10 protein-coding genes are annotated in these 14,955 nt (G+C 68.4%); 3 read left to right on the top strand and 7 right to left on the bottom strand.

Annotated features, from left to right (window positions below):
- Positions 1 to 5: 5 nt before the first annotated feature.
- From J2X20_RS07800 to J2X20_RS07825, 6 genes are all read right to left on the bottom strand, one after another.
- Positions 6 to 6,086 (bottom strand): hybrid sensor histidine kinase/response regulator, encoded by a 6,081-nt coding sequence (locus J2X20_RS07800; RefSeq protein ID WP_310263105.1) that lies wholly within the window; start codon positions 6,084 to 6,086, stop codon positions 6 to 8.
- A 35-nt stretch (positions 6,087 to 6,121) separates the two neighbouring features.
- Positions 6,122 to 8,497 carry a methyl-accepting chemotaxis protein gene (locus J2X20_RS07805; protein ID WP_310263107.1) on the bottom strand — a complete coding sequence of 792 codons (2,376 nt, stop codon included), beginning with the start codon at positions 8,495 to 8,497 and terminating at the stop codon, positions 6,122 to 6,124.
- Between the two features lie 81 nt (positions 8,498 to 8,578).
- On the bottom strand, positions 8,579 to 9,109 hold the full coding sequence (locus tag J2X20_RS07810) for a chemotaxis protein CheW (RefSeq protein ID WP_310263109.1): 531 nt from the start codon (positions 9,107 to 9,109) through the stop codon (positions 8,579 to 8,581).
- A 2-nt stretch (positions 9,110 to 9,111) separates the two neighbouring features.
- Positions 9,112 to 9,477 carry a response regulator gene (locus tag J2X20_RS07815; RefSeq protein ID WP_310263111.1) on the bottom strand — a complete coding sequence of 122 codons (366 nt, stop codon included), beginning with the start codon at positions 9,475 to 9,477 and terminating at the stop codon, positions 9,112 to 9,114.
- Between the two features lie 26 nt (positions 9,478 to 9,503).
- Entirely contained in the window at positions 9,504 to 9,893 is a 390-nt protein-coding gene (locus J2X20_RS07820; RefSeq protein ID WP_293501545.1) for a response regulator, read from the bottom strand.
- Positions 9,894 to 9,945: 52 nt separating this feature from the next.
- Positions 9,946 to 10,098 (bottom strand): rubredoxin, encoded by a 153-nt coding sequence (locus tag J2X20_RS07825; protein ID WP_119043521.1) that lies wholly within the window; start codon positions 10,096 to 10,098, stop codon positions 9,946 to 9,948.
- 181 nt (positions 10,099 to 10,279) lie between these two features.
- Here J2X20_RS07825 and thiD point away from each other — a divergent pair, with 181 nt between their 5' ends.
- Genes thiD through mpl form a run of 3 tightly spaced genes read left to right on the top strand, consistent with a single transcriptional unit; the run spans position 10,280 to position 13,922 of the window.
- Entirely contained in the window at positions 10,280 to 11,227 is a 948-nt protein-coding gene (gene thiD, locus J2X20_RS07830; protein WP_310263114.1) for a bifunctional hydroxymethylpyrimidine kinase/phosphomethylpyrimidine kinase, read from the top strand.
- A gap of 18 nt (positions 11,228 to 11,245) precedes the next feature.
- Entirely contained in the window at positions 11,246 to 12,532 is a 1,287-nt protein-coding gene (gene hemL / locus J2X20_RS07835) for a glutamate-1-semialdehyde 2,1-aminomutase (protein WP_310263116.1), read from the top strand.
- Positions 12,533 to 12,560: 28 nt separating this feature from the next.
- Positions 12,561 to 13,922, top strand: a complete 1,362-nt coding sequence (mpl, locus tag J2X20_RS07840) for a UDP-N-acetylmuramate:L-alanyl-gamma-D-glutamyl-meso-diaminopimelate ligase (RefSeq protein WP_310263118.1) — start codon at positions 12,561 to 12,563, stop codon at positions 13,920 to 13,922.
- 602 nt (positions 13,923 to 14,524) lie between these two features.
- Here the strand turns inward: mpl and J2X20_RS07845 are convergent.
- The gene (locus J2X20_RS07845) at positions 14,525 to 14,935 is read right to left on the bottom strand and encodes a PaaI family thioesterase (protein ID WP_310263120.1); all 411 of its coding nucleotides are present in this window, start codon (positions 14,933 to 14,935) and stop codon (positions 14,525 to 14,527) included.
- Between the last annotated feature and the right edge of the window lie 20 nt (positions 14,936 to 14,955).

A 14,955-nucleotide genomic window follows, 5' to 3' on the forward strand; every position in this document is an offset into this window, starting at 1 on the left:
GATGCTCAGGCGGCAAGCGCCTGCTGGGTGAACTGCTGGATCAACCCGAGCAGATATTCCTCATCGTAGGGCTTGCCGAGATAGTGGTCGACACCCAGTTGCGCCGCGTAGTCGCGGTGCTTCTGGGCGATGCGCGAGGTGATCATGATGACGGGCAGGTTGGCCAGCCGCGAGTCGGCGCGCATATTGCGCACCAGGTCGAAACCGTCCATGCGCGGCATCTCGATGTCGGACAGCACCACCGAAGGCAGCTCGTCGCCGGACAGCTTCTCCATCGCATCCAGGCCGTCCTTGGCCAGCATGACGCGCAGGCCGACGCGCTCCAGGAAGCGCTGGGTGACGCGACGCACTGTCAGCGAATCGTCGACGACGAGGACCAGCGGCGCCTGGGTGACTGTCTCGACGACGGACGCCACCTGCTGCTGCGGCACCTCGCCCAGCGACAGGGCATGGGCCGCCTGCAGGCGGGCCTGGGCATCCAGGCCATACCAGTCGGCCAGGGCCACGACGTTGTAGATCAGCGCCACCTCGCCCGAAGCCAGCAGGCTGATGCCCGCCAGGCCCGGCACGCGGTTGAGCTGGGCGCCGAGGTTCTTGACCACGACTTCCTGGTTGCCGATCACTTCGTCGACGTGCAGGGCCAGCGAGGTCTGGGCCGTCTTGACCAGCACGACGTGGGTGTAGCGCCCATGGACATGGCCGCGGCCGGCGTGTCCGAGGAGGCCGCCCAGCCAGTAGAAGGGCATCTCGATGCCGGCGTGCTGCAGCTTGCCGGTGGCGTAGGCTGCCTCGACCGCATCGACCGGCACGCGCTGCACCGAAGCCATCAGGGCCGCGGGCACAGCGATGACCTGGTCGGCGCTCTTCAGCAGCACGACCTGGGTCAGCGCGGTTGTCAGCGGCAGGCGCAGCAGGAAGCTGGTGCCCTGGCCGGCCTCGGACGTGGTCTCGATGCTGCCGCCCAGCGTGCCGACCTCGGCGCGCACGACGTCCATGCCGATGCCACGGCCGCTGAGCTCGGTGATCTGGCTGGCCGTCGAGAAGCCCGGCGCGAAGATCAGGCGCTTGAGCTGGGCGTCATCGGGCTCGGCGTCGGCCGAGATCAGGCCCAGCTGCAGGCCGCGCTCGCGGATGCGGGCGAGGTTGAGGCCGGCGCCGTTGTCGGAGAAGTTCAGCAGCACTTCGTTGCCGTGCTGGCCGACCTCGATGCGCAGCGTGCCGACCGGATCCTTGCCGGCGGCCGTGCGGGCCTCGGGCGTCTCGATGCCGTGGGCGACGCTGTTGCGCAGCAGATGCTCGAAGGCGCCTGCGGTACGTTCCAGCACCGAACGGTCGAGTTCGGTCTGGCCGCCGACGATCTCGAGCTTGACCTGCTTGCCGCTGTCGCGGGCGGCCTGGCGGACGACGCGGTGCATGCGCTCGCCGATGGAGTCGAACTCCACCAGGCGGGTGCGCAGCAGATCGTCCTGCAGCTCGCGCGTCAGCCGCGACTGCGCGGCCAGCTCGTCTTCACCGGTCTGGACGTTGCGGCCCAGGGTGCGCTGCAGGGTGGCCACGTCGCCGACCGACTCGGCCAGCATGCGGGTCAATTCCTGGAAGCGGGTGTAGCGGTCGAATTCCAGCGGGTCGAACTCGCGGCCGCCCTGCTGCTGCATCTCCTGCTGGATGTGCATCTGGGCTTCGGCCTGCAGCTCGAGCTCGCGCAGCTGGGCGCGGATGCGCTCCAGGTTGTCGTCGAGGTCGAGCAGGGCGCCCTTCATCTGGTTCAGCTCGGACTCCATCCGCGCGCGGCGGATGCTGACCTCGCCGGCCTGGGTGGCCATGCGCTCCAGCAGGCTGCCGCGCACCCGCACCAGGGCCTGGCCGATGGCGAGGTTGTCGCTGCCGGCGGCGATCTCGGCGGTGTCGGTGAAGCGGCTCCAGTCGATCTCGCGGGCCGGTTCGACCGGCTTGTCGACGGCGACGGGCGCCATCGGCCGGATCGAGGGTTCCGAAACTTCGGCAACCGGCGCGGCCGCCACGGGCTTGGCGGCGGGCGCGGGGGGCGGCGGCGCGACGATGGCCGGGGCCACGGGCGCGGCGGCGGCGGCCGTCAGGCTGCGGCCCAGTTCCTCGAAGGCATGCTCGAGGGCGTCACCCTCGTGCTGCAGGGCCTGGACCTGGGCGTGGTCGGCATGGCCGGCTCGCACCAGGGCCTCGACGGCCGACTCCAGGTGGTGGGCCTGCTCACCCAGGCGCATGGCGCCGGCCAGGCGGGCGCCACCCTTGAAGGTGTGCAGGGCACGCATGCAGGCGTCGGAGCGGCCCAGCTCGGCCGGGTGGGCCAGCCAGTCGCGCAGGGCGCCGTGCAGTTGCTCCAGCAGGTCGCGGCCTTCCTCTTCGAAGATGGGATAGAGGTCGGGCTCGATGTGGTCGGGCAGGCCGGGCTCGGGTTCGTCTTCAGCAGCCGTCGGCACCGGGGCCAGTTCGGCTTCGACAACGGGCTCAGGCACGGGCTCGGGTTCGGGCTGAACCTCGGCCACCGGCTCGGCGATGGGCTCAACGACGGGCTCTGCCACGGGCTCCACAACCGGTTCTGCCACGGCTTCGACGAGGGGCTCGGCGGCGGGTTCCACCACCTCGGCCATCTCGATCACTTCGGCCGCTTCGACGACCTCGGGCTCCGACAGATCGGCAGCCACCGTGGCCGACATGTCCAGATCGCCGGCGATGGTCTCGTCCAGCGCATGCAGATGCGCAGCGTCCAGCGGTGCCGCCGCGGTGAAGGACTCTTCCTGCGGCTCGTAGGCATGCAGGCGGGCGATGATGTCCGGATCGTTGGGCTTCAGGAAACCGGCGGCGAACTGGTGCAGCAGGCGACGGATGTCGTCGGCGGCGCGCACGAAGAGTTCGGCGTCGTCCGGCTCGTAGCGCACGGCGCGCTGGGCGCGATCCAGGGTGTGCTCGAGCTCGCGGGCCAGGGCCGACAGGTCGTCATAGCCCACCGTGGCGGCATTGCCGGCCAGGGCGTGGGCCTGCACTTCGCAGCTCTGCGGCACCGGCTGGCTGAGCTCGGCCGCCCACTCGGCCAGGCCGATGGACAGCTTGCGCGACAGCTCGTCGGCCTCGTTCAGGAAGATGTTGAACAGCGCAATGCTGATGCGCAGCGGGCCGATGATCTTGAAGCCTTCGTCGGGGTCGACGGACTCGGGTTCAGGCTCGGGTTCGGGTTCTGCCGCGGTGACGAGGCGGAGCGCGGGTTCGAGCGGCGCCTCATCGTCCTCGTGGAGGAGCTGGGCCATGGCCAGCGTGGACTCCTCGGGTCGGACCGGCGCTTCGCCCACGGGTTCGGCAATGACGACCTCGGGCTCGTCCAGGTCCAGCACGACGCCAAAGTTGGCCAGCGTCGGCTCCTCGTCGGGCATGACGGGCAGCGGCAGCGGCTCGGTCGGCGCGTGGGCGGCGGATTCGCTGGCCGCCTCGTCGACGGGCACCTCGGTCGGCTCGAAGTCGAGAACGACATCGGGCAGGGCCAGGGCGGCCTCGGCTTCGAGCTGGGCGGCGTCGCCGACGGGCGCGGCGAACTCGAGCACGAAGTCGGGCGCCACCGGCGGCGTCTCTTCCATCTCGGCCGGCAGGGCGGCGGCGACGGGCTCGGCGCCGTCATCGGCGACAGCCTCGGGGCTGCGCTCGACGGCCTCGACAGCGGGCACTTCCAGCGGCAGGGGCTGGCCATGCAGACGCAGGGAGTCGGCGCTGCGCCGCACCGGATCGGGCAGGCTCTGGCCCGGCTCGGTGCCGGCGATCTGGTTGCGCCAGTGGGCGAAATAGTCCAGCACCTCGGCGGTGAAGCCGAGCAGGGCCGCATCGGCCTGAGGCGTGGCTTCGGCCAGGCGGGCGTTGTAGAGCTGCTCGCAGGCCCAGGCGCCTTCGCCGAAGGCGTCCAGGCCCACCATGCGGGCGCTGCCCTTCAGAGTGTGGAAGGCACGGCGCACGACGGTCAGCTGGCCATGGTCGGCCGGAGCTTCGCGCAGTTCGTCCAGGGCAGCGCGGGCGTTGCCAATGACCTCCTCGGCTTCCTCAAGGAAGATCTCGCGCATCTCGGGGTCGTCGGCGACGCTGGGCGCGGGGGCAGGCGCGGGCGGCGGCGGAGCGACCACGGGAGCGGGTGCGGCAACGGGCGGCTGTGACAGGTCGACGTCGGGCAGGCTGAGGTCGGGCAGATCCAGCGAACCGAAGTCGACGCGCAGCGGCTGGGTGGCCTCGTAGGACGGGGCGGTGACTTCCGGCTCGAGATCGACGTGGAAGCCGCTGGCCTCGAAGCTGGGCAGCTCGACGGCGCCTTCGCGGCGGCCCATGACGGCGTCCAGGCGACCGCTGGCATCGTCGAACTGGAACATGCGCTTGGCCAGGGCCGGCTGCACGCTCAGCATGTCGATCAGGAAGCCGAGGGCGCCGAGGTTGTTGGCCAGGCGCTCGAAGACGTCGCGCGCGCCGGGGCGGTTGAAGTCGATCTCGGTGTTGGCAAGGCCGTCGACCTCGTCACGCATGCGCACCGTGGCCTGGGCGGCCTGGTCCAGGCCCAGCACGCTGAGCACGCCGCGCATGGCCTGCAACTGGCCGGGCACGGGGATCAGCAGGGCGCGCTGGGTCGGGTCGCGGAAGTATTCATCGCACTGCTTCTCGACTTCCGAGAGGCTGGCGCGCAACTCATGCACGACGCTCCCGAGGGTCTGACGGTCGGAGACCCGGCGGTACAGGTCCTCCATCCAGTCTTCCAGCGGCTCGGGCGTCTGGCCATGGGCCACGCCCTCGACGCGGCGGGCCAGGCGGCGCACGCGGTCGGCTTGCTCGGGCTGGTCGAAGGCGGCGTCTTCCAGCGCGGCTTCGACATAGAGCAGGCTGGTGGCGATTTCCATCGCCAGGGCCGGCGGCGGCGTGGTGCGCGAGCGCAGCGTCGCGACGACGGCGCGCTGCAGGGTCTGGGCCAGCACCTCGCCGCTGGGGAAGAGGCGGGTCAGGGAATCGGCCAGGCCGGCGAATTGCTCGTCCAGGCCAGACAGGCGGTGCTGGTCGCCCTCGGCGGCGCTGGACCAGCTTTCCTTGGCCGACATCACACGGCGCTTGGCCTGGGCGACCCAGGCCGGGTCGATGCGGCCGAGGCTGGCGTCTTCGTAGTCGCCGGCATGCTCTTCGGTCAGGCGATAGGCCTCGTGGACGGCGCTCAGGCGCGGGCCGGCGCCCTTGGCGACGCGGCACTGGGCGCAGAAGAACAGCAGGTCCTGGGCCAGGCGGTCGCGCACGGGGTCGGTGCCCGGGTCGCCCTGGCCGACGAGGCGCAGTTCATGCAGCAGCTTGGAGCCCAGGCGCTTGGTGTAGGCGTCGCTGGGGATGAGCTTGAGGGCCTGGCCCTCGAAGACGGCGGCGGCGAGCTGCCACAGCGTGCGCGTGGTGCCGGCCGGCAGGGCCGCGGCCAGGCCGGCGCACAGGCCGGACAGGTTGGCCGCATGCGCGGAGCTGGGCTCGCGCATATGGCGCAGTAGCGCGGCTTCGAAGGGCGCGCGCACCGCCTCGGGCGAGCGCGGCAGCACGCCGGCCTCGGGCGCGATGCTGCGCCAGGACCAGTCGTATTGCCAGAGGTCGGCCGGGTGGATGCGCTCGACGCCGTTGAGCTGCTGCAGCCCGCGATAGCCCGGATAGAGGGCCAGCGACGAGGTCTTGCTGCCTGCCAGCAGGCGGGCGACATAGGCCAGCAGCGCGAAGTTGGCGCGTTCGATGGTGTCGACGGTGCTGGCTTCGATCTCCAGCGGCTTCTCGGCCAGGCGGGCAACGGCCGACTCGGCGGCGCGCAGCACGCTGGCGCCGGCCGGCAGGCCGACCAGCGACAGCACGCCGCTGACCTGGTGCAGCTGGGCCGCGGCCTGCTGCAGCGGGACGCTCGGCTGGGCGTCACCGCCAAAGGCCGAGAGGCGGTTGTCGCTGCCGTCGCGCACATGGCGTCGCAGGGTCTTGTGCACCGACTCCAGGGAGCGGCGCAATTCCTCCTGCACCCAGGCCAGGGGGCTGAGGTCGGCCGGGAGTTCGGAGTCTCGCAGGGAGCTGTCCATGCGTGGGCTTTCTCGCTCGGTGCGGTGTGCTGGGGTCAGGCGACCTTGAATCGGGACACGGAGGTACGCAGCGCCTCGGCGGAGCGGGACAGCTCATGCACCATCTGGGCGGTAGAGCGCGTGCCCTCCGACGTCTGCTCGGTCACCGCGAAGATGTGCTGGATGTTGGAGGCCACCTCGTTGGCGTGCTCGGCTTCCTGCTGCGCCTGGGTCGAGATGCGTCCGATCAGCTCGTCCAGCTGGCGCGACACGCTGTCGATGTCTTCCAGGGCCTTGCCGGCCGCGTCGGACAGTTGCGTACCTTCCACCACACCGCGCGTCGAGCGCTCCATGGCGGCCACCGCGTCGTGGGTGTCGGTCTGAATGGTCTTCACCAGCGCAGCAATCCGGCGCGTCGCGTCGCCGGAGCGTTCGGCCAGGCGCTGCACTTCTTCCGCAACCACGGAGAAACCGCGACCGGCTTCACCGGCGGACGCTGCCTGGATGGCCGCGTTCAGAGCCAGCACGTTGGTCTGTTCCGTAATGTCAGAGATCAGCTCCGTGATCTCGCCAATTTCCTGAGACGACTCGCCCAGGCGCTTGATGCGCTTGGAGGTCTCCTGGATGGAGTCACGGATGGTGTTCATACCGGCGATGTTGTTCTGCATCGCGGAGAGGCCCTGCTCGGCGGCCTGACGGCTCTGGCGCGCCACATCGGCCGTGGTCTGCGCCTGCGCGGACACCTCGGTGATTCGACCCGCCATGCCGAGCACGGCCTCGCCGGTGGCGCGGATCTCGTGCAGCTGCTCCTTGGAAGCGGCCAGCAGGTCGGTGGAGGTCTGGTCCACCGCGCCGGTCGTGTCCGTCACGCGAGCCGCCGTGGCCTGCACCTGGCCGACCAGGTTGCGCAGCTCCTCCACCGTGTAGTTCACGGAGTCGGCGATGGCGCCGGTGATGTCTTCCGTCACCGTGGCTTGCTGTGTCAGGTCACCTTCAGCGACGCTGGCCAGTTCGTTCATCAACCGCAGAATGGCGGCCTGGTTGGCGTCGTTGACGCGCTTGGCCTCCTGCTCCTGGGCTTCGGCTTCGCGCTTCTGGGCTTCGGCGATCTCGGCACGACCGGCCTGGTCGGCCAGATAGAGGCGCAAGAAGCCGACGGCGCCGACGATCAGGGCGGCCAGGGACAGGATCAGCAGGATGATGAGGCCGGCACCGGCACCGCCGGACTTCTCCAGCTCGGCAGCGGTCTGCTCCAGGCCTTTGCGCAGCGGCTCGGAGTCGTTCAGGATGGCGGTCTGGGCCTCGCGAGCCGACACCAGGCCTTGCAGGTTGCCCAGAATGGCGGAGGCCTGCGTGCGAGTCTGCTCGTACTGCTTGAGCAGGGTCTGCAGGCGTTCCTTCAGCTGCGGGTCACGCGCGGCGTTCAGGCGCAGCTCGGGGCTGCCGCTGATCAGGGCCTCGGTGATGAGCTTGAAGGAGTTCAAGTCCTTGCCCAGCAGGAACACGGCTTCGGGGCTGACGCCTTCCTGGGTCAGGAATTCGTTGGCGCTCTTGCCGATACGCTGGGTCAGCATGACGAGCTGACCAACCGCGGAGACTTCACCCGCGGAGGAGCCGATCTGCAGGGCCTGGGACGACACGGCCTCGGCGCTTTCCAGCAGGTCGCTGGACTGGCGGTTGATCGCGCGCAGGGCCTGGCCGACCTGGGTCAGGATCTTTTCCTGGGCCTGCACGACCTTGCCGTTCTTCTCGGCGCGCTCGACCAGCGGCTTCAGCGATTCCAGCGTCGGCTGCACGGCGGCCGGCGCGATGGCCAGCTCACCCTCGCCGGTGCGCAGGTTGTTGACGACGCCGCTCAGCGTGCTGACCGACTCGCGCAGTTCGGCGAAGGCGGCCGGGTTGCCCACCAGGGCCGCGGACACCGACTTGGCCATACGCTGCGAATGCATCAGCGCTTGGCCGGAAGCGCGCACCTGGGCCGCGCTGCGGTTGGAGCTGGCCAGCACCAGGGACACCGAAACCGCCGTACCGACCAGGCCCAGGGCCACCAGGCCCGTCAGCACGCGCTGGCGATGCTTGCCGAACAGCTCGATCAGCTTCTCGGCGCCGGTGGCGGCCGCGGGCGTCGGCAGCATGGTCGGGTCGGCCGCCTGCGTCGTCGGCGCGAAGCTCATCGTGCTGCTGGGCGGGAACTCGCTGTTCGGGCCCGGCTCCGTCGGCACGGCCGGCGAAATGATGGACGGCGCCTCGGTGCGCGGGTAGATGTCGGTGCGCGCGGGGATCTCGACCCCCGCGAGCGTCGAGTCGGCGTTGCGGGTCGCGTCGAAACCGATGTTGCTGCGCGAGTCGATCGTCGTGTCGGCCGCCTCCGGCACTGCCGGCGGCAGCTCATCGACTTCGGACTTTCCCCTGATTTTGTCCAGCAGGCTCATCTCACCCTCGTCCTTCAGTGTTTGTGATGTCCGCGTTTTGCAGCGGCTCGGAGCTTGGTAGCTTGGAAATGGATGCGTGCATCACGCGACGATGTGCAGGAAATTCTCCTGCCGCGACAACGCCTCGAGATTGATTTCTTGCCAACTGCGACCGGCTTCGTCGCGGCGCAGCGCGCCAGCAAAACGGGGCAGCGGCCCGACGGGCTGCTGCGGGGCCAGAGGCAGTTGCTCGTCGCTGCGCAGGCCGGCCAGGCGGTCCACGAGCAAGGCGCAGTTCAGGTTCAGCTCGCCGCCCAGCGACACCAGGCGGCTTTGCGCCGGCAGGGCGCGGCCCGGCGCGGGATCGCGCAGGCCCAGGTAGACAGCCAGGTCGACGACGGTGAACAGGCCGCCGCGCAGATTGGCCACGCCGGCCAGCCAGGGCTTGGCATAGGGCACGGGCTTGATGGGCACGGGCGCGAAGATTTCGCTGGCCTGCTTCAGCGAGAACAGCAGGCCGACACCGGCGCATTCCACGGCCAGCCAGTTCGCGATCAGCGTCTGTTCACGCGCGGCCTGCATGCGCTCGGCCAAGCGCTGCTGGAGCTCACGGAGTGCCGTCTTGTTTGCCATGTTCAGCCGAGGGCCTTGATCTTGGCCAGCAGCTCTTCGGCCTTGACGGGCTTGACGACGTAGTCGCTGGCGCCCTGGCGCATGCCCCAGACCTTGTCGGTCTCCTGGCTCTTGCTCGTGCACATGATGACGGGCACGCCGGCATAGCGCTCGTCACGCGTGATGGCGCGGGTCAGCTGGAAACCGTTCTGGCCGGGCATGACGACGTCCATCAGGATCAGGTCGGGCTTGGCCTCGGCCAGGCGCTTCATGGCCTCTTCGGCGTTCTCGGCCGTGCGGACATTGAAGCCGCGCTTGACCAGCATCTCCGACAGGGCATGCAGCTCGGTCTTGGAGTCGTCAACCAGCAGGATGTTTTGAATGCTCATGGCAGTTCTCTCTCTAAAGATGCTTCTCAGGGCCGGTGCTGCAGCACCGCTTGAAGCAGCTGGTCCTTGGTGAAAGGCTTGGTCAGGTAGTCCTGCGAGCCCACCATGCGCCCGCGGGCCTTGTCGAAGAGGCCATCCTTGGATGACAGCATGATCACCGGCACGCCCGAGAACTGCGGGTTGCGCTTGATGATGGCGCAGGTCTGGTAACCGTCCAGGCGCGGCATCAGGATGTCGCAGAACACGAGGTCGGGATGAAAGTCGCCCAATTTGGCCAGCGCATCGAAGCCGTCCTCGGCCAGGGCCACCTCATGGCCGCCCTGCTTCAGGAAGATCTCCGCGCTGCGGCGGATGGTGTTGCTGTCGTCGATGACCAGGATGCGGGTGGGTCCTGCACCGGAAACTTGCTCGTTCAAACGTCGTCTCCTCGGAACTTCAGCTCGGGGCCGGGCCGGCGATGAGGCCGAGTCAGATGCGCACCATCTCGAAATCCTCTTTGCGCGCACCGCAGTCGGGGCAGGTCCAATTCATGTCCACATCGGCCCAGGCGGTACCGGGCGCGATGCCATGCTCAGGATCGCCCGTCGCTTCGTCATAGATCCATCCACAGATCAGGCACATCCAGGTACTGGGTTCGCTCACGGTGCTTAGAGTTTGCTCACTACAATCGAATCATTCTAGCCAGGGCCCGAGAGCGCAATGCTGAGGGCAAACGCCTGTGCCCCGGGCCTCAGAAGCACGCTTTTAGCGGCAGACTCCACGCTTTGCGGCACCAATTGACCGCATCCGCCACGACTTCCCCATGAGCCCAACACCCCTCCCCACCGACCCCGAGGTCGCCGAACCCCAGGACGAGCAGGAGAGCCCGCCGCCGGCTTGCGTGCTCAGTTTCAATGCCAGCGACGCCTCCGGCGCCGGCGGCCTGGCCGGCGATGTGGCCACCATCGCCGCCATGGGCGCCCACTGCCTGCCCGTCGTCACGGCCGTCGTGCTGCGCGACACAGCCGAGGTTTTCGAACACGAGAACCTCGACCCCGACACCGTCGCCGAGCAGGCCCGCCATATCCTGGAAGACGTGCCCATCACGGCCTGGAAGGTCGGCTTCCTCGGCAATGCCGAAGCCGTGGCCGCCGTCGCCGAGGTGCTGAGCGACTATCCCGACGTACCTCTGGTTACTTATCTGCCCTCGGTCGCCTGGATTGACGAGGACGAGCAGCAGAGCTATCTGGACGCGGTGCGCGAGCTAGTGCTGCCGCAGACGGCGGTTCTGGTGGGCAACCACAAGACCATGACCGACTTCCTGCTGCCCGACTGGGACAACGAGCGCGCGCCGTCGGCCCGCGAACTGGCCGTAGCCGCCGCCCAGGCTGGCGCCCAGCACGTGCTGGTGACCGGCATCCAGTTGCCCAACCAGTATGTGGACAACGTGCTGGCCAATGCCCAGGGCCCCATCACCGGCGAGAAGTTCGAGCGCTTCGAGACGGCCTTCGTCGGCTCCGGCGACACGCTGTCGGCTGCGCTGGCTGCCCTGCTGTCGGTCGGCGCCGAGCTGCATTCGGCCGTCAGCGAGGCCCTGTCCTTCCTCGACCAGTCCCTGGACGCTGGCTTTCGCCCCGGCATGGGCAACGTCATCCCCGACCGCTTCTTCTGGGCCCTGCCCGCAGCGGACGAGGAAGGGGGCGAGCCGCCCGACTTCGAACCCGATCCCGAGCCCGAGCAGTCGCCCAAGACGCCGCGGCGCATGCACTGATCTCCTGATTTCCGTTCCATGGCCAGCAATTCAGAGCTCTTCGAGCGCGCCGCCCGCGTCATCCCCGGCGGCGTGAACTCGCCCGTGCGCGCCTTCCGCGCCGTCGGCGGCACGCCGCGCTTCATCGCCCGCGGCGATGGTGCCTATATCTTTGATGCCGAAGGCAAACGCTACGTCGACTACATCGGCTCCTGGGGCCCGATGATCCTGGGCCACGGCCATCCGGCCGTGCAGGAAGCCGTGATGAAGGCAGCCGCAGAAGGCTTCTCCTTCGGCGCGCCGACCGAGCGCGAGATCGAGCTGGCAGAGGAAATCCTCAAGCTCGTGCCCAGCATGGACCAGGTGCGCCTGGTCAGCTCCGGCACCGAGGCGACCATGAGCGCCATCCGCCTGGCGCGTGGCGCCACCGGGCGCGCCAAGTTCATCAAGTTCGAGGGCTGCTATCACGGCCACACCGACGCCCTGCTGGTCAAGGCCGGCTCGGGCCTGGCCACCTTCGGCCACCCCACCAGCGCCGGCGTCACGCCGGGCGCGGCGGCCGACACCGTCGTGCTGGAATACAACAACGTCGAGCAGCTCGAGGCCGCGTTTGCCCAGTACGGGAGTGAGCTGGCCTGCGTCATCGTCGAGCCCATCGCCGGCAACATGAACTTCGTGCGCTCGTCGCTGGCCTTCATGAGCGCCATGCGGCGGCTGTGCAGCCAGCACGGCGCCCTGCTGGTGCTGGACGAGGTCATGACGGGCTTGCGCGTCGGCCTCGGCTCAGCGCAGGCTCACTATGCGAAGCTGATCCCCGGCTTCGCGCCCGACATCTCGGTCTTTGGCAAGGTCATCGGCGGCGGCATGCCGCTGGCGGCCTTTGGCGCCAAGCGCGAGGTCATGCAACACCTGGCGCCGCTGGGCGGCGTCTACCAGGCCGGCACCCTGTCCGGCAATCCGGTGGCCACGGCCTGCGGCCTGGCAACGCTGCGCGAAATCCAGAAGCCCGGCTTCTTCGAATCGCTGTCGGCCAAGACGCGCCAGCTCGTCGACGGCCTCAAGGTGGTCGCCGCCGAGAACGGCGTGCCCTTCAGCGCCGACTGCGAGGGCGGCATGTTCGGCTTCTTCCTGCTGCCCGAACTGCCGCAGAACTACACCACCGTCATGACGACGGACAAGGAGCGCTTCAACCGCTTCTTCCATGCGATGCTGGACGCCGGCATCTATCTGGCGCCCGCCCTGTACGAAGCCGGCTTCGTGTCGGCGGCCCACGGTGCGGCGGATATCGAGGCCACACTGGCGGCCGCACGCACCGCCTTGCGCTGATCTGAGAGCGCCTTCGCGCGCCACTGCCATGCATCTTCACATCCTCGGCATCTGCGGCACCTTCATGGGCGGCCTCGCGGCGCTGGCGCGCGAAGCCGGCCACAAGGTCACGGGCTGCGACGCCAACGTCTACCCGCCAATGAGCACCCAGCTCGAGGCCCTGGGCATCGAGCTGATCACGGGCTTCGGCGCCGAGCAGCTGGAGCTCAAGCCCGACGTCTTCGTCATCGGCAACGTCGTCACGCGCGGCGAGCGCTTCCCGCTGATGGAAGCCATCCTCGACGCCGGCCTGCCCTATGTGTCGGGTCCGCAATGGCTGGCGGAGCATGTGCTGCAGGGCCGCCATGTGCTGGCCGTGGCAGGCACCCATGGCAAGACGACGACGACGTCCATGCTGGCCTGGATCCTCGAGCATGCCGGTCAGAAGCCGGGCTTTTTGGTCGGCGGCGTGCCGCAGAACTTCGGCGTGTCGGCGCGGCTCGGCGAAGGATCAGCTTTCGTCATCGAGGCCGACGAATACGACACCGCCTTCTTCGACAAGCGCAGCAAGTTCGTCCACTACCGCCCGCGCACGGCCATCCTGAACAACCTCGAGCACGACCACGCCGACATCTTCCCGGACCTGGCCGCCATCGAGACCCAGTTCCACCATCTCGTGCGCACCGTGCCGGCCAGCGGCCGCCTGGTCGTCAATGCCCGCGAGGAAGCGCTGCAACGCGTCATCGCCCGCGGCTGCTGGAGCGAGGTGCTGCGCTTCGGCGCCAAGAAGGAAGAAGCGGGCATGCTGCGCGCCCGTGGCGAACCGCAGGCCTTCGACGTGCTGCGCGGCAGCCTCAAGGTCGCCCGCGTGGAATGGGGCTTGATCGGCGAGCACAACCAGCTCAATGCGCTGGCGGCCATTGCCGCAGCCGAGCATGTCGGCGTGTCGCCCGAACAGTCGGCCGCGGCCCTGGCCGAATTCCAGAACGTGCGACGCCGCATGGAGTTGCGTGGTGAGGCGCGCGGCATCAAGGTGTACGACGACTTCGCCCATCACCCGACGGCGATACGCACCACTGTCAACGGCCTGCGCCGCCGCATCGCGCCGCAGGATCGCATCCTGGCCATCTTCGAGCCGCGCTCCAACACGATGAAGCTGGGGACGATGAAGGCGCAGTTGCCCTGGGCTTTGGAAGAAGCCGATCTGGCGTTCTGCAATCAACAGGGGTTGAGCTGGGATGCGAAGGAGGCGTTGGCGCCGATGGGGGCTACGGCTTTCGTCGGTGCGGATGTGGATGCGCTGGTGGCTGCTGTCGTCAAGGCTGCGAAACCGGGAGACCATTTGCTGTGCATGAGCAATGGCGGGTTTGGTGGCATCCACGAAAAATTGCTGGCTACGTTGGCCAAATAGCGCCTGCTCGATGCATTGCCGGGAGTCCGTCCCGGCGGCCGGGTAACTTTGGCGAAACCTTCGGTTTTCTTCTGCGGGGCCAGAAGAAAGTCACCAAAGAAGAGGCCCTGAACCGCACACCATCGCGACGACGCCACCAGCGGCGCGCGAAAACGGCCAGCGGCATTGCGGGAAGAAGCGAACCGCTGCGCTCTCGCGTCTGACTTGTCACGAGCACCATCCATCGCACCAGCAGCCCGTCCGACGCGCGGCTGCACGCCGTGCTCATCAGGAAATACCGAACAGCCGCGTCGCTCGGGCGACGCTGCATTGGGTTTCCTTGCTGATGAGCACGGCGTGCAGCCGGCGTTAACTGGCGTGAAGGTCCGATCGCTGGTGCTCTTCACAAGTGGGAGGCGAGAGCGCAGCGGCTCGCGTGTGGGCATGTCCCACTCCGAGCGCAGCGAGCGTGAGCTACCGCTCGAGTGCGGATTGGATTAGCGCTCCTCTTTTGGTGACTTTTCTCTGGCGCGTCAGAGAAAAGTTACCCGCCCTGCCGGGGCGGACTCCCGGCTCACTGCAACGGGTCGAAAGGCTCGATGCAAAAGCAACCCGCGCCCAACTCACTTCCCATACAGCACCATCTGCGTGCACCTGAACAGCGCCATGGTCTTCCCCGTGTCCTTGTTGGTGACCACCGCATCCCACACCTGCGTCGTTCTTCCCAGATGCACCGCCTTGGCCACGCAGGCGATGGTGCCCTCGCGTGCCGTGCCGAGGTGGTTGGACTTCAGCTCAACCGTCGTGAAGCCCACCGCGCCTTCGGGCAGAGCCTGCACACAGCCATAGCCCGCGCAGGTATCAGCCAGCGTGACGACGCTGCCGGCATGCAGGAAGCCGTTGGGCGCCATCAACTCGGGCCGCACTGCCAGCTCCGCATGGACCTCGCCGTTCTCGACCTTGGTGATGACGATGCCCAGATAGCCGGGCAGGTTTTTGGCGCCGAATTGATTGAGTTTGTCGGGTGTGGACATGTCAAGTCTCTCGAAGTGGC

Origin of the sequence: Roseateles saccharophilus (assembly GCF_031458095.1) — a bacterium.
GTDB classification, from domain to species: domain Bacteria; phylum Pseudomonadota; class Gammaproteobacteria; order Burkholderiales; family Burkholderiaceae_C; genus Pelomonas; species Pelomonas saccharophila_A.

What these genes read in the sequence shown, in the direction of transcription:
- J2X20_RS07800 (WP_310263105.1), bottom strand. Translation starts at nt 6,086, where the DNA reads ATGGACAGCTCCCTGCGAGACTCCGAACTCCCGGCCGACCTCAGCCCC.
- J2X20_RS07805 (WP_310263107.1), bottom strand. Translation starts at nt 8,497, where the DNA reads ATGAGCCTGCTGGACAAAATCAGGGGAAAGTCCGAAGTCGATGAGCTG.
- J2X20_RS07810 (WP_310263109.1), bottom strand. Translation starts at nt 9,109, where the DNA reads ATGGCAAACAAGACGGCACTCCGTGAGCTCCAGCAGCGCTTGGCCGAG.
- J2X20_RS07815 (WP_310263111.1), bottom strand. Translation starts at nt 9,477, where the DNA reads ATGAGCATTCAAAACATCCTGCTGGTTGACGACTCCAAGACCGAGCTG.
- J2X20_RS07825 (WP_119043521.1), bottom strand. Translation starts at nt 10,098, where the DNA reads ATGTGCCTGATCTGTGGATGGATCTATGACGAAGCGACGGGCGATCCT.
- thiD (WP_310263114.1), top strand. Translation starts at nt 10,280, where the DNA reads ATGAGCCCAACACCCCTCCCCACCGACCCCGAGGTCGCCGAACCCCAG.
- hemL (WP_310263116.1), top strand. Translation starts at nt 11,246, where the DNA reads ATGGCCAGCAATTCAGAGCTCTTCGAGCGCGCCGCCCGCGTCATCCCC.
- mpl (WP_310263118.1), top strand. Translation starts at nt 12,561, where the DNA reads ATGCATCTTCACATCCTCGGCATCTGCGGCACCTTCATGGGCGGCCTC.
- J2X20_RS07845 (WP_310263120.1), bottom strand. Translation starts at nt 14,935, where the DNA reads ATGTCCACACCCGACAAACTCAATCAATTCGGCGCCAAAAACCTGCCC.